At 64.4% G+C, this 13,631-nt stretch carries 14 protein-coding genes; all 14 read left to right on the top strand.

Annotation, left to right across the window (positions count from 1 at the left end):
- Window position 1 precedes the first annotated feature (1 nt).
- On the top strand, window positions 2–916 hold the full coding sequence (locus EOA79_RS02270) for a hypothetical protein (protein WP_128292754.1): 915 nt from the start codon (window positions 2–4) through the stop codon (window positions 914–916).
- Window positions 917–933: 17 nt separating this feature from the next.
- Entirely contained in the window at window positions 934–1,872 is a 939-nt protein-coding gene (locus tag EOA79_RS02265) for a hypothetical protein (protein ID WP_127335242.1), read from the top strand.
- 11 nt (window positions 1,873–1,883) lie between these two features.
- Complete coding sequence (locus tag EOA79_RS02260) at window positions 1,884–2,165, top strand: hypothetical protein (RefSeq protein ID WP_128292753.1); 282 nt, start codon at window positions 1,884–1,886, stop codon at window positions 2,163–2,165.
- Window positions 2,158–2,361, top strand: coding sequence for a hypothetical protein (locus EOA79_RS02255; protein WP_128292751.1), 204 nt, complete (start codon window positions 2,158–2,160; stop codon window positions 2,359–2,361). The genes EOA79_RS02260 and EOA79_RS02255 overlap by 8 nt, the downstream gene beginning before the upstream one ends.
- 55 nt (window positions 2,362–2,416) lie before the next feature.
- Window positions 2,417–2,743: a hypothetical protein gene (locus EOA79_RS02250; protein ID WP_128292750.1), complete on the top strand. Its 327-nt coding sequence runs from the start codon at window positions 2,417–2,419 to the stop codon at window positions 2,741–2,743.
- Window positions 2,743–3,438: a hypothetical protein gene (locus EOA79_RS02245; RefSeq protein ID WP_128292748.1), complete on the top strand. Its 696-nt coding sequence runs from the start codon at window positions 2,743–2,745 to the stop codon at window positions 3,436–3,438. The genes EOA79_RS02250 and EOA79_RS02245 overlap by 1 nt, the downstream gene beginning before the upstream one ends.
- Before the next feature lie 3 nt (window positions 3,439–3,441).
- On the top strand, window positions 3,442–3,777 hold the full coding sequence (locus tag EOA79_RS02240; RefSeq protein WP_128292746.1) for a hypothetical protein: 336 nt from the start codon (window positions 3,442–3,444) through the stop codon (window positions 3,775–3,777).
- Window positions 3,777–4,478, top strand: a complete 702-nt coding sequence (locus EOA79_RS02235; protein WP_128292744.1) for a hypothetical protein — start codon at window positions 3,777–3,779, stop codon at window positions 4,476–4,478. Before EOA79_RS02240 ends, EOA79_RS02235 begins: the two co-directional genes overlap by 1 nt.
- Window positions 4,479–4,481: 3 nt before the next feature.
- On the top strand, window positions 4,482–6,512 hold the full coding sequence (locus EOA79_RS02230; RefSeq protein WP_128292743.1) for a hypothetical protein: 2,031 nt from the start codon (window positions 4,482–4,484) through the stop codon (window positions 6,510–6,512).
- Window positions 6,512–6,757: a hypothetical protein gene (locus EOA79_RS02225; protein WP_127335234.1), complete on the top strand. Its 246-nt coding sequence runs from the start codon at window positions 6,512–6,514 to the stop codon at window positions 6,755–6,757. The genes EOA79_RS02230 and EOA79_RS02225 overlap by 1 nt, the downstream gene beginning before the upstream one ends.
- 8 nt (window positions 6,758–6,765) lie before the next feature.
- Complete coding sequence (locus EOA79_RS02220) at window positions 6,766–7,209, top strand: hypothetical protein (protein ID WP_128292741.1); 444 nt, start codon at window positions 6,766–6,768, stop codon at window positions 7,207–7,209.
- A 10-nt stretch (window positions 7,210–7,219) separates the two neighbouring features.
- The gene (locus tag EOA79_RS02215) at window positions 7,220–7,696 is read left to right on the top strand and encodes a GNAT family N-acetyltransferase (protein ID WP_128292740.1); all 477 of its coding nucleotides are present in this window, start codon (window positions 7,220–7,222) and stop codon (window positions 7,694–7,696) included.
- Window positions 7,696–11,382: a hypothetical protein gene (locus EOA79_RS02210; protein WP_128292738.1), complete on the top strand. Its 3,687-nt coding sequence runs from the start codon at window positions 7,696–7,698 to the stop codon at window positions 11,380–11,382. Before EOA79_RS02215 ends, EOA79_RS02210 begins: the two co-directional genes overlap by 1 nt.
- A partial coding sequence (locus tag EOA79_RS02205) for a hypothetical protein (protein ID WP_164893804.1) occupies window positions 11,379–13,631 on the top strand: 2,253 nt, incomplete at its 3' end. The genes EOA79_RS02210 and EOA79_RS02205, both read left to right, overlap by 4 nt.

Here is a 13,631-nt window from a genome sequence, read left to right as displayed (position 1 = left end):
TATGGGTGTTAATCTCGCTGCAATCCGCGACCTCCTGCTGCCCGGGCTTCGCGGTGTCACCGGCAAATACGATCAGATCCCGGCCCGCTGGCCGTCGGTCTTCACCAAGGGCAAGTCCAACATGGCGCTGGAGCGTACCGTCTCCATGCGCTATCTGGGCCTCGCCAAGCTCAAGAGCGAAGGTGGCCAGACCTCCTTCGACAACAACGCCGGCGAGCGCTACGTCTACAACCAGGAGCACAACGAAATCGCTCTTGGCTACGCGATCACCCGCAAGGCGATCGACGACAACCTCTACAAGGCGCAGTTCCAGCCCTCGAACCTCGGCCTGATGCAGTCCTTCGCACAGACCAAGGAAATCTTCGGCTGGAACGTGTTCAACACGGCCAACGTCTACAACCCCTCCATCGCCGGCGACGGCGTCGCGCTCTGCTCGACGGCTCACCCGATCGATGGCGGCACGTTCGCGAACACGCCTTCGGTGCAGGTCGACCTCAACGAGGCATCGCTGCTCAACGCGATGACCACGATCCCGACGACCTACCTGGACAATGCCGGTCTCAAGACCTTCGCCCGCGCGCGCAAGCTCGTGGTGCCGAATGCGCTGGAGCCGGTGGCAATCCGCCTCACCAAGACGGAATTGCGTCCCGGCACCGCGGACAACGACGTCAACGCGATCCTGTCGACCTCGGGCGGTCTGCCGGACGGCTATGTCTGCTCGGAGTTCCTCACCAGCAACTTCGCGTGGTTCCTGCTCACCAACATCGAAGGCTTGCTCTATCTCGAGCGCGTCGCCTTCGAGACCGACATGCAGGTCGATTTCACCACGGACAACCTGCTGGTCAAGGGCTACGAGCGCTACTCGTTCGGCTACAACGACCCCCGTGCCATCTACGGCGCGTTCCCGACCTCGTAACCCGGAAAGGAAACAGCATGACGATCACGGCCTTTGCCGGGCCGGCGGTTGTGTTTGGCGGCGGGGTCCCTGGGGGCCTCGCAGCCGACAACAACGCCGATCGCGGCCCCTCGATCTTCGATCAGGGCCAGGCGCTGATGGACCCGCGCGGTCCGTTCGCGTACGTCCCCGGTCAGCGTGCCGGTTCCCCGGTTTACGGGTTCCTCGGCACGACGGCTATCCCGACGCTTTCCGCTGTTCCGGCCGCGCTGGCCGCCAACAACATCGCGGCGTCGCAGGTTCCCGTCGCCAATACTGCGCTCACGCTCGTGTCGGCCACCGGCGCCGGCGTGACGGTCGGTCAGTCGATCCAGCGATCCGACAACAACGTGACGGTCACCGGGCTTCTGGCCCTGGATGGCCCGAGCTCCGGCAAAGCCTTCGGCCAGGGGCCGACGGGCAATGGCGGCTCGGTCTATATCTGGGACCCGACGACGCTGGTCGCCCGTGCCGTTCGCGTCGTGTCGGTCGGCAACGACAGCACGGCGACCTTCACGGTTCGCGGCTATGACATCTATTGGTATCCGATGGTCGAGACGATCACCGGCGCCAATGCTGGCACAGCCACGGGCAAGAAGGCGTTCAAGTATATCGCCTCGATCACGCCGGCGGGCACGCTGTCGGGATCGGCGGTCACCGTTGGCACGACTGATATCCTCGGTCTGCCGATGCGGGCCGATTACTTTGGCGAGTTCGAAGCCAACGTGAACGCAACCTGGATCACCGCGTCGACCGGCTACACTGCGCCGGACGCCACGAGCCCGGCGACTGCAACCACTGGCGATGTTCGCGGCACCTATGCCCTGCAGACCGCATCGGACGGAACCAAACGTTCGATGTTCTTCTCCTCGCCCTCCGTCAACAACATCAGCTCTGCGATCGGCCTCTTCGGCGTGGCGCAGTTCACGAACTTCTGAGGATCAATCCCATGAAAGGCAAAGCAAAGCGTGCTGGTGGCGGTGTCGTCGCGAAAGACCCGTCGCCGAAAGAAGTCTACGCCGGCGGCGGCTCGAACGTCGCCAAGGAAGCCGACGAGCGCAAGGACGGCGGCCGCGTGAAGAAGAAGGAAGGGGGCAAGGTCGAGGGCAAGATGTCCAAGATGCGGCTCGACCGCCCCGGCCGCAAGTCCGGCGGCCGCGTCGGCGCTGATCGCTCCCCGCTCTCGGAAGCCGCCAAGACGACCGGCCCGAGTGCTAAGGAGGGTGACTGACTACGCCGATGGCGGAGCGGTCAAAGACAGGTGGATCGCCGGAGCTGTGAAGCATCCCGGCGCTCTGCACCGTGAGCTCGGCGTTCCCCAGGGAGACAAAATCCCTGAGAAAAAGCTCGCCAAGGCGGCTCATTCGGACAATCCGAAGCTCGCCAAGCGGGCGCGCCTCGCCGAGACGCTGAAATCCCTCCACTGACATCGACGGGGGCCTTCGGGCTCCCGTTTCTCTTTCTTCATCAGCGGGTGACCCGATGAACCCTGTTTCCGTCACATACCCGGCCAGCGCGACCGGAGCGCAGACGCCGATCAGCATCGACTGGCGCATCGCGCCCGTGAATGTCGGCTATGCGGTGATTTTCAATGCCGGCGCCAGCGGCAGCGTCACGGTCGACCACACCTATGACAATGTGAACGATCCGTCAGTCACACCGGTGTGGTTCTCGTCGAGCGCCATCACGGCGAACACCGAGGGCACGATCACGGTGCCGTACCAGTTCGTCAGGATCACGGTCGGCAGCTTGGCCGGTGGCACCCTGACATTCAAGCTCAATCAGGCCACCCAGATCGGCACGACCTGATGACGACTAGCGGTACCACGGCCTTCAACCCGAGCAGCGGTGAATTCGTCACCTATGCTTACGGGCTTTGCGGCATCCGGCGACCGGCCATCACGCAAGAGCATCTCGTCGATGCCCGCATGGCGGTCAACATCATGCTGGCGGAGTGGAACAACGACACCCCGAACCTGTGGAAGGTCGATGTCGTCGAGGTCGATCTGACCGAGGGCGTCGCGACCTACGACGTCGATCCCGCCACGATCATGATCCTGGACGCCTACATCCGCACCACGGACGGCGCAGGCAATCCAACCGATCGCATCATCTGGCCGATCTCGCGCACCGAATACGCCTCAATGCCCAACAAGGCGCAAGAGGGGCAGCCGACGAGCTTCTGGTTCGATCGCCTGCTCGCCCCAACGATCACGCTCTGGACCGTGCCGGACGGCAACGGCCCCTATCTGCTGCGCTACTATCAGGTGAGCCAGATCTTCGACGTCTCGCTGCAGGGCGGCCAGACCGTCGATATCCCGTCGCGCTGGTTCGGCGCTTTCGTCTGGGGTTTAGCCCTCAGGCTGGCGTACAGCTACGCCGCTGAGAAGATCGCCGTGCTGCAGCCGATGGCGGACAAGGCGCTGACCGCCGCGATGGAGCAGGATACCGAAAACGTGCCGCTCTTCATCTCCCCGGCCCTCGGCGGCTATTACGTGAGGTAGCCCATGGCGTGGCGCTTCCACGGCCGGGCGCGCACCAGCCCGAGCAATCCGCACGCCTATGCGGTCTGCGATCGCTGCGGCATTTGGCACAACCTCGTCGACCTGCAGTGGCAGTGGCAATGGGCGGGCACCAGGCTGCAGAACCTTCGCATACTCGTTTGCGAGAGGTGTCTTGACCGACCGCAGCCGCAGCTGAAGACCCGCATCATCCCCCCGGATCCTGTTCCGGTGTTCAACGCGCGGCCTGAGAGCTTTTCGGTAGACGAAAACACGTTCCTCGCCACAAACGACGGTCTCAACCTGGTGACGAATGACGGCCTGCAGCTGGTGACGAACTGATGGTCGACTATACCACCTACGTCTCCCAGCTCGAGACGATGATTGCCATGGATGCCGCTGATGCGGACTTCCCGACGATCATCCCGGCCATAATCAACTATGCCGAGATGCGGATTTACCGCGAGCTCGACCTGATCTCGACGATCTTCCGTGACACCTCGGTCACGCTGGCGCCGCAAATCCAGAACGCCACGCTGCCCAATACCTTCGTGACGGTGCAGGGCATCAACATCCTGACGCCGGTTGGCGGTGCGGTGGCGACGAGTGCCAGGGTGCCGCTGGTCCCCGCGTCGAAGGAACTGATCTACGCGCTCTGGGGCGATCCGACCGTAACCGGGCAGCCTCAGATGTTCGCCATGGTCGACCAGTGGAACGTGCTGTTCGCGCCCTCGCCTGATCTCGCCTACACCATCGAGGCCTACGGCACCCAGCGGCCGGCGCCGCTGTCGGCATCAAACACGACGACGTTCCTGACCACCTATCTCTACGATTTGTTCCTCGCCGCATCGATGATCTTCGCCTCGGGCTACATGCGCAACTTCTCGTCGACCGGCAGCGATCCGCAGATGCCCATCAGCTGGGAGAGCCAATACCAGGCTCTGAAGGCCTCGGCCAACGTCGAGGAACTGCGGAAGAAATCCTGGTCGGATGCGTGGACCGCCTTCTCGCCGACGCCGCTGGCACAGCCGCCGCGGGGCTGATCAATGCCGTTGCAGACCATCGTCCTGTCGCCTGGCGTCAACACCCAGTCGACGCCGATCCAGAATGCCGCCTCAATCCAGACGTCGCAGCTCATCCGCTTCAAGGCGGCCGGCGAAATGGTGTTGGTGGAGAAATTAGGCGGCTGGGAGAAATTTTATTCGGCCTCGATCGGCTCGCCCGTGCGGGAAATGCACGCCTGGGAGGGAATTAATTCCGATACTCACCTCGGAATTGGTGCCGAAAATACCCTTGGCGTGATTTCCTCGGGTTTTTTTCAGGATATTACGCCCAGAATTCTGATTTCCGACACGACGCCGAATTTTTCGACGACGTCGGGCAGCACGACGGTCAACATCGTCGACCCGAACATCACGACCACGATTTACGACACGATTTATATCCGCACGCCGGTCGCGGTCGGCGGCATCGTGCTGCAGGGTGCCTATGCCGTCGCTCTCGTCACCGGGGCGAACAGCTACAACATCACGGCGGCTTCGCCGGCGACCGCAACCGTCGCCAATGGCGGCGCCGTGCCGGTGTTCACGACGACATCGGGCTCGCCGACCATCAATGTGATGCTTGCGAACCATGGTCTCGGCGTCGGCGGGAGCTTCGCGGTGCCGACGCCGACGACTGTCGGCGGCATCACGATTTCGGGCACCTATATCGTCCAGGCGGTCGTGGACGCCAACAACTTCACCATCAACGTGTCGAGCGCGGCGACGTCCTCCGCCTCGGCATCGATGAACGGCGGCAACGTCGAGATCGCCTATTACATTGGCATTGCGCCGGCCGCCACTTCGGCCGGCTACGGCATCGGCGGATACGGGCTTGGCGCCTACGGCACAGGCGTGCCGCCGTCGCCATCGCCGGGCAGCCCGATCACAACCACCAATTGGACGATGGACAATTGGGGCGAGATCCTGATCGCGGCGCCGACCAACGGGCCGATCTACACATGGTCGCCGGACAGCGGCTACGCCGTCGCCGTGAAGGTGCTCAACGCCCCTGTGATCAACGGCGGCATCTTCGTTTCGGAGCCCTCTCAGATCCTGGTGTCGTGGGCATCATCGATCAATGGGGTGCAGGATCCTCTGCTGATCCAGTGGTCGGATGCCGGCGATTACACGAATTGGGCGGTGACGTCGCAGACCCAGGCGGGCGGCTACCGGCTGCCCACTGGATCGAAGATCGTCGGAGGGCTTCAGGGACCGCAGTTTGCCTTCATCTGGACCGACATCGACGTCTGGGCGATGCAATACATCCAGCAGCCCTTCATCTTCGGCTTCGACAAGCTGGCCAAGAGCTGCGGGCTGATCGCCAGGCACGCCGCGGCCGTGGTGAACTCGGCGGTCTACTGGATGGGGAACAACCAGTTCTACGTCTATGCCGGCGCCGGCGTGCAGCCGATCGTGTGCTCGGTCTGGGACTTCATCTTCCAGGACCTTGATCAGAACAATCTCGACAAGATCCATGTGGCTCCGAACAACGGCTTTGGCGAGGTCGCCTGGTACTTCCCCTCGGCATCCGGCGGCACCGGCGAGGTCGATTCCTACGTCAAGTTCAACTTCATCCTGAACTGCTGGGATTGTGGGCGCCTCAATCGCACGGCATGGATCGATCAGTCGGTGCTCGGCCAGCCGATCGGCGCGAGCTCTGCCGGCTACATCTACCAGCACGAGGTCGCGCTCGACGCCGACGGCCAGGCCATGGGCGAATTCTTCGAGACCGGTCTTGCCCAGATCGCCCAGGGCGAAAACCTGATGTTCGTCGACTGGCTGATCCCGGACTTCAGGTACGGCAAATATGCGGGACCGCAGAACGCAAGCCTGAACATCACGCTCAAATACACGGACTATCCGGGGAGCGCGCAGAAGTCGAAGGGGCCCTATCAGGTCTCGTCGAGCGTCGACTTCCGCAATCCGCGCGTGCGGGCGCGAGAGATCGGCTTCACCGCGGCCGGAACCGGTCTCGGCTCTTTCTGGCGCATGGGCGGCCTCCGCTACCGTGCCGCACCTGACGGGAAACGGTAATGGGTGAATCCAGAGACACTTTCGGCGGCAACACCAACAGCCTGTCGAGCATCCTGTCGACGCTGCAGCAAGGCGTGCGGGCGCTCTATGACATTGGCACCAAGATTGGAACGATCTTCCCGCAGGTGAGCGGAACGAGCACCACGGCCACCGGCGGCGCGATCACACCGCCGGCCCAGGTGGTCGGATATGTCACCGTCACGCTGCCGAACGGCACGTCGGCCAAGATCCCCTACTATAGCTGAGCACTGCGATGGCCGACCCGATCCCTTACGCCCTGCAGCTGGCAGGCGAGCCCTATTCAGCGCCCCATGTCGGGCCTATCCGCTCGCATGTCGCCGGGCGAACCGACCACATCGCCATGGACGTGCCCGCGGAATCATTCGTGATCCCGGCCGACATCGTCTCTGGCATTGGCGAGGGGAACACGGAAAACGGCTTCCGCGTCTTCAGCAAGCTGCTCGGTCTTCCCGACAGCGCGACGCCGGCGGCACTGCAGCGCGCCGATGGCGGCAAGGTCGGATCGCCGGTGCCGATCATGGCGGCCGGCGGCGAGATCGTGGTGCCTCCGGATGTCGTCAGCAAGGTCGGCGGCGGCAACATCAAGCGAGGGCATCAGATCCTTGATCACATGGTGCGCCAGCTCCGCAAGGAGCACATCAAGAAGTTGAAGTCCCTCCCCGGCCCTCACAAATAGGCACCCCAGCATGACAGACGATGTGCGCCTCGCGGTCCCGGCCGACGAGGACAAGATCATTTCGATGATCCGCCTGCTTCACGACGAGAACGGTCTGTTCCCGCTCTCGGAGCGCAAGGTGCGCGAGTACATGCAGCGGTTCTTCCGCAAGGAAGGCGCCATGATCGGCGTCGTCGGGCCCGTCGGTGATCCTGTCGGCAGCATCTATCTCGAGATCGGTCAGCCCTACTATTCGGAAAGCTGGTACCTCAACGAGGCATGGAACTTCGTCCATCCCGACCATCGGCGTTCCGACTACGCCAAGAAATTGCTCGCGTGGGCAAAGCAGATGTCGGCCGACATGCATCTTCCGCTGATGATCGGGATCGTCAGCAATCATCGGACCGAGGCCAAGGTCCGGCTCTACGAAAAGCAGCTTGAAAAGGCGGGCGCGTTCTTCGTCTGGAACCGCGAGTTCGCCGGGCCGTGCGCATGGGATAAGCACTGATGGGCGGCAAAACTAGCACAACCACGACTACCAATACGCCACCACCGCAGGTGATGGCGCAGTATGAGAAGCTGCTCGCCCAAGCGAATCCCATCGCGGCCACGCCGTATCAGGCCTACACCGGCGGCGTGAACGGTTCCGGCTTCGAGCAGAACCAGCTGACAGGCTTCAACACCATTGCTGGCCTCAACGGCGCCTCCAATGATGATTTCAGCGCGGCGTCCAATGCGCTGACCGCCGCAGCGGTGCCGACTTCGGCCTCTGTCGGGCAATATATGAGCCCCTACATCTCAGGCGTCGTCAACTCGACGATGGCGAACATGCAGGAGCAGAACGCCCAGCAGCAGCAGGGCGTGCTCGGCAACGCGATCGCGCAGGGCGCCATGGGCGGCAACAGGGTTGGCGTCGCCCAGGCGGAGCTCGCGCGTCAGCAGAACCTCGCCAACCAGTCCACCATCGCGAACCTCTACAACACCGGCTATGGGCAGGCGCTGAGCGCCGCGCAGGCGCAGCAGGCCGCCAACCAGGCTACGGCGGCCGGTTTCGCCAATCTCGGCCAGACCGCCATGCAGACCAATCTGGGTCAAGCCGCCGCCCAGGTCGGCGCCGGCACCCAGCAGCAGCAGTACAACTACCAGCAGTATCAGAACGAGCGGTCCTATCCGTTCCAGACGCTTGGCTGGCTGGCGAACATCTCGGAAGGCCTTGGCTCCGGTATGGGCGGGACGCAAACGACCACAGCGCCGGCCGGCAATACAGGCGCTGGTATCCTCGGTGGTCTGTTGGCCCTCCCATGGGCCAGCGGTGGCGCCGTCCACGAAGGTGGGCGGCCGCGGCGCGCCCAAGGGGGCGTCATCCCGTCGTCTCCGTATTCGGGCGCCTCTGGCATCGTTCCCATGAACGACAATCCGATGCCAGCCGCAAACGACAATGGGGGCGCGAGCTATGTCCCGCAGGCGGCGACAGGCACCAATGGCGGCGGCTCCACGATGCCGACCGGTGGCGCACCGCAGCAGCAGCCGCCCCAGTCAAATCAATCGCTTCAGCAGGGTTTCTCAGGGCTTGGTGCCAATCTCAAGAAGCAATATCCCAACGGCATTCTCGCCGGCCTCAGCGGCGATCCAGGGTTGCCCGCTACCGCACCTATTCCGACGCCAAACCCGATGACGGGTGAGGCAGGGCTCCCGGAGAAGATTGGTGATGTGGCATCGCCTGCCTCTGGCGGGATTCTGTCCGCTCTGGGGTCCATCTTCGGCCTGAAGAATGGCGGTGTTGCGCGCGGCTATGACAGCGGCGGCTATGTCGATCCGCTGGCCTATTCCGACCCGAACAACATGCCCGATCCGCTGATCGAAGGCATCAAGGCGCTTCTGGGCGGCGGTTCGGATGCGCCGAAGCCTCTGACCGATCAGCAGTTCGGCGATCGCGCTGGTGCACCCGCACCGCAGCCTCTGCCCGATCAGCAATTCGCCGATCGGGCCGGCGTGGTGCCTCCCCAATCGGACATTGGTGTCCCGCTCCCGAGGATTTCCAGCACGCCTGTGGTGACGGCGCCGATTTCGCCGTCGGCCTATGCCGACGCGGGCGTCTCCGCGCCTCAGCAGGATGCGTCAGGCGTCGTTGCGGCTCCGCCACTGCCTGCTCCCAAGACCATCGCGGACTTGCCGGTAAAGACCGCGCCGGAATATCAGCCACAGACGCCAAGCCAGTTCTTTGGCCCGGACGTCACTGTCGCCAGCTTGCCGGCCGGCATGCGCAACAACAACCCCGGGAATATCAAGTTTGTGGGACAGCGCGTCCCCGGCATCATCGGGCCTTCGCAGAATACCGACCAGGGCGACCCCCAAGCGGTATTCGATAGCCCTTACTCGGGCATGCGGGCGGCTGCCAGCTTGGCACTGCGCAAGAACCAAGGGGGTGCCACGACTGTCGACCAGCTTGTTGCTGGCCAAGGTGGCTGGACGCCCGGCAACCACGCGGCCGCGGCAAATATCGCCAACACGATGGGCATCTCGCCCACCACGCCGATCGACCTGGCTCAGCCCAGCCAAATGAAGAACTTCCTTCGCGGCCTCGTCACCCAAGAGCATGGACCAGCCGGGCGGTTGTATTCGGACAACCTGATTTCGTCTGCGGTCGACGGGCTCACGGTGCCGACTGACGGGAATGCCATTGCCTACAACGGGGCGACGACCGGCAATGCCGCAACCCCGGCGCTGGCAGCGTTCGCGAACGGCGACAATATCCCGCAATCGCCCTCGGCTGGGGTTGCGCCGACCGGGTCGACCGGTGTGGCGGCACCCTTCACCAACGGCGCGACCCCTGACGCCAATTCGCAGGGCCGTCCATACACCACGGGCATCATCGATGCGATCCGAGGCCTTATGCATGGCGAGACGCCGAACCTTTCGCCCGATGCCCGCATGGCGCTGATGTCGGCTGGTTTCGGCATGATGGCGTCCAAGAGCCCGAATTTCCTTACCGCCGTGGGCGAAGGTGGCCAGCAGGGCGTCAAAACGTATCAGGAGCGCCAGCAGCAGGCTCGCGAGAACGCGCTCGCTCAGTCCGAAATCGCGACGCGCGCCGGCAATCTCGGCCTCGAGGGGCAGCGCGTCGACATCGCGGGGCAGCAGCTGGCGCTTCAGGCGAAAACGACGGCGGCCGATATCGCCCAAACCACGGCCAACACCGCAAAGACCGGCGTCGAGACGGCCGCGCAGCGCTTCCAGCAGACGATCACGCCGGCCGGCATCATCGTGCGCGATGTCACCCAGCCGATGTCCCCGCCGAAGCTGTTGACCTGGGATCAACTGCAGAATGGCCAGTCCATCCCGGGCCTGAGCGATCAGACCGCCGCGCCGCCCGCAGGGGCGACGCCGAGCGCTGCGGTGCCCGCTGCCGAAACTCCGCGGGCCCCGGTCGCCCAAGCAGCGCCGGTGCAGCCGGTTGGGCCGCAACCGGCGGCAGTTGGCCAGGTCTTTACCCGGGCAGCACCGCAGCGCATCCCGCTCGATCCGCGCATGTTCTCGCCGACCGGGACGGAGATCGTGAAGGGAGAAACCACGGACGCGCTGAAGGACGCCCGCGCCAGCTATCAGGCATCGGTGAGCGCAGAAACCCAGCTTGCCGAAATGAAGCACGATCTCGCCACGATCAACAATTCGGCTTGGACGACGCCCGGCACCGGCTTCGCGGCTCGCGTCAATTTCGCGAAATCGGTCAACACCGCCTTCCAGGGTATGGGTATGGAGGCGCCGATCGACGAGAAGGCGGTTGCCGCTGGCGAGGACCTCAACAAGCTCACCACGCGCCTCGGCTTCGACCTCTCGTCGGCTCTCGGCTCGCGCGAGGCTGCCAACATCGTCAACCAGGCGATCGGGGCGGTGCCAGGCGGCGCAAACTCGCCGGAGGGTGCTCGCCGCATCATCGCCGGCATCCAGGCCGCCAACCAGCGCAAGACCGATTACTACAACTTCTTGCAGGACTGGGCGTCGCGGACCGGCGGCTCGATCAAGGGGGCAGATGAGTATTTCAACACGCATCAGCCGCCGGAGCTCTATGCCCTGACCACAATCGTGCCGCCCGAGGCGATGCAGCATCTGCGGCAGCACCCTGAGACCGCCGGTCAGTTCGACCAATACTACGGCGTCCCGGGCGCCTCCCGGATCGTTCTGGGCAGCCAATGACCGACAATCCCTACGCGCAGTTCGGGTTCTCCGGCGATCAGGACGCTGCGGCACCCGCGCCCTCGGGCAGCCCTGACGTCTCGGGCCCGAACCCTTATGCCCAGTTCGGGCCGTCGCCGACTGAGCAAGCGGCGGCCGCTGACGATGATGGCAAGGCCTCGCTCACCTCGGTGGCCAAGAACTTCGGCACCGGCATGCTGGCCGGCATTCCGAACCTTGCCACTACGGTAGAGCACGCCTTGACGCCGCCTGACCTCATCAGCGGTGCCAAGAACTGGTGGGATGTCGTCTCCGATCCCGACGCATGGAAGTTTAGTGGCCCGGCAAGCCCTGAACTGCAGGCCAAGATCGGTCAGGCAAACGCTGATCGGAATGCCAGCCTTGGGCCCGGCATTGGTGAGACCATCAAGCGCGGAATGGGCGAACTGGGCTTTGACCCGGACAATCCGGAACAGTTGCCGCAGCCGCAGAACGCGCCGGAGCGCATCGCGAGAACGGGCGGCGAAGGCCTGTCCAGCGCCGTGGTGTTCCCCGGCAGCCCGTTGGTCAACGCGACCGTGGGGACCGCGTCGGGAATCGGATCCGGCATCGGTCGCGAGGTCGCGCCAGACAAATACAAGGACCTGGGCGGCTTGCTTGGCGGCCTCGTCGGCGGTGGCGTCGGTGCTGTCGCCTCTGAGGTGCCATCGGCGATCGGCGCCGGCGCCCGGTCGGCTGCAGACTATGCGGCACCCTTCACCACGGGCGGTCAGGAGCGGTTAGCGGCAAAGACGATCGCCAACGCGGCCAGCGACCGGGATGCTGCCCTGCAGGCGCTTTCTCAGCCGCAGGAGATCGTCCCGGGCTCGATGCCGACGACGTTCCAGGCGACCGGCGACACCGGCCTTGGCCAGCTGGAGCGCGCCGTCGCAACCAAGTCGCCGGACGAATTCCTGACGCGCCGAGCCGATCAGAACGCGGCCCGTCTCGATGCGCTTTCCGATATACAGGCCGAAGGTCACCCCGAGGCCGTCGGATCGTTCTTCCGCGACCAACTCGACCAGATCGACCAGCAGATGCAGGCCGCGCAGGATGCTGCAGCGACTTCGGCCAGATCGGCGACCGAAGGCCTTGGCGGTGCTCAGCCGACAGACGTGCTCGGGGAGAACCTCCGCACGCCGGTCCAAAACAGCGTCGATGCCGCCAAGGCGAGCGAGCGAGCGCTGTGGAAGGCCGTCGACCCCGACGAGACGCTCCAAACCGTGGCGGCGCCGATCAAGACCGCCTATGCGGACGTCTACGGCAATCTCGGGCCGGAAGGCTCCATTGGCCTCACGCCCGTCGAGAAGCAGCTCGGCGACGTCATCCAAGGGTATGGCGACGCGTTGCCGCTTCAGCGCGCCGTTGCGCTGCGCAGCGTCATTTCCAAGGCGATGAGGGATGCAAATTCACCATTGCAGGCCAATTCCATCGCCTACGGCCGGCTCTCTCAGTTGCGAGGGGCTGTCGAGGACGCTATATCTCAGTCCGTGAGCCAGAAGGCGGCCGACGAGCAGTTGGCAGTGCAGACTGGCGCGATGCAGCCGGAAGACATGATGCTGGAGCGGCTGCGTCAAGAGGTCAGCGACTTCCAAAGTGCAAAACGCGCCCAACTCGTTGGAACGGCTGGCGGCGACGCTGGAGGAGCTCTCGCCCGAGGACCGCGAGTATTTCCTCGCCAAATGGGAGCAGGAAATGAAGCGGGACGGCCTGCTGTCGGGGCTGAGAGCGGTTCGCAGCCTCAAGCAACGTTTCTCGACCAAGGAGCCGCCGACCGGCTGAAACAAGCCACCGCGGCCACCGCGCAGCGCAAGCAGACCTTCGGCACCAAGCCAGTCAGCCAGATCCTTCAGCGCCCCGGCTCGACACAGCCCTACAACATGCCGGGCGGTGCGGTCTCGTCGAGCGCGTGGAAGGCTGGTGCCGGCGGCGGTGATGCCGTCAACGCCATCCTGAAGGCCTCGCCGCAAGCTGTCGGACCGCTCAAAGAGATCGCCGCGGCGTCTCTCCGCTCTAAGGCCGCAGACGGCATCATCACGGGAAAGACGCTCGAGGCATGGAAAGCGCAGCACGGGCCGGCGCTGAAGGCATTGGAGCAAGCCTCGCCGGGCTCGACGGCCGCCTTCGAGAATGCAGCACGGGCCGGCGATCATCTCGCCACCCTCGCGCAGCAGCGCAAGGATGCGCTCACGGCCGTCGAGCCCGGCGAGGCTTGCTCCAATGCCTTCAGC

Origin of the sequence: Mesorhizobium sp. M1A.F.Ca.IN.020.03.2.1 (assembly GCF_004023205.1) — a bacterium.
GTDB lineage: Bacteria > Pseudomonadota > Alphaproteobacteria > Rhizobiales > Rhizobiaceae > Mesorhizobium.
Note: the sequence above shows the minus strand (reverse complement) of the source record. Positions and strands in the feature narration are given on the sequence as shown.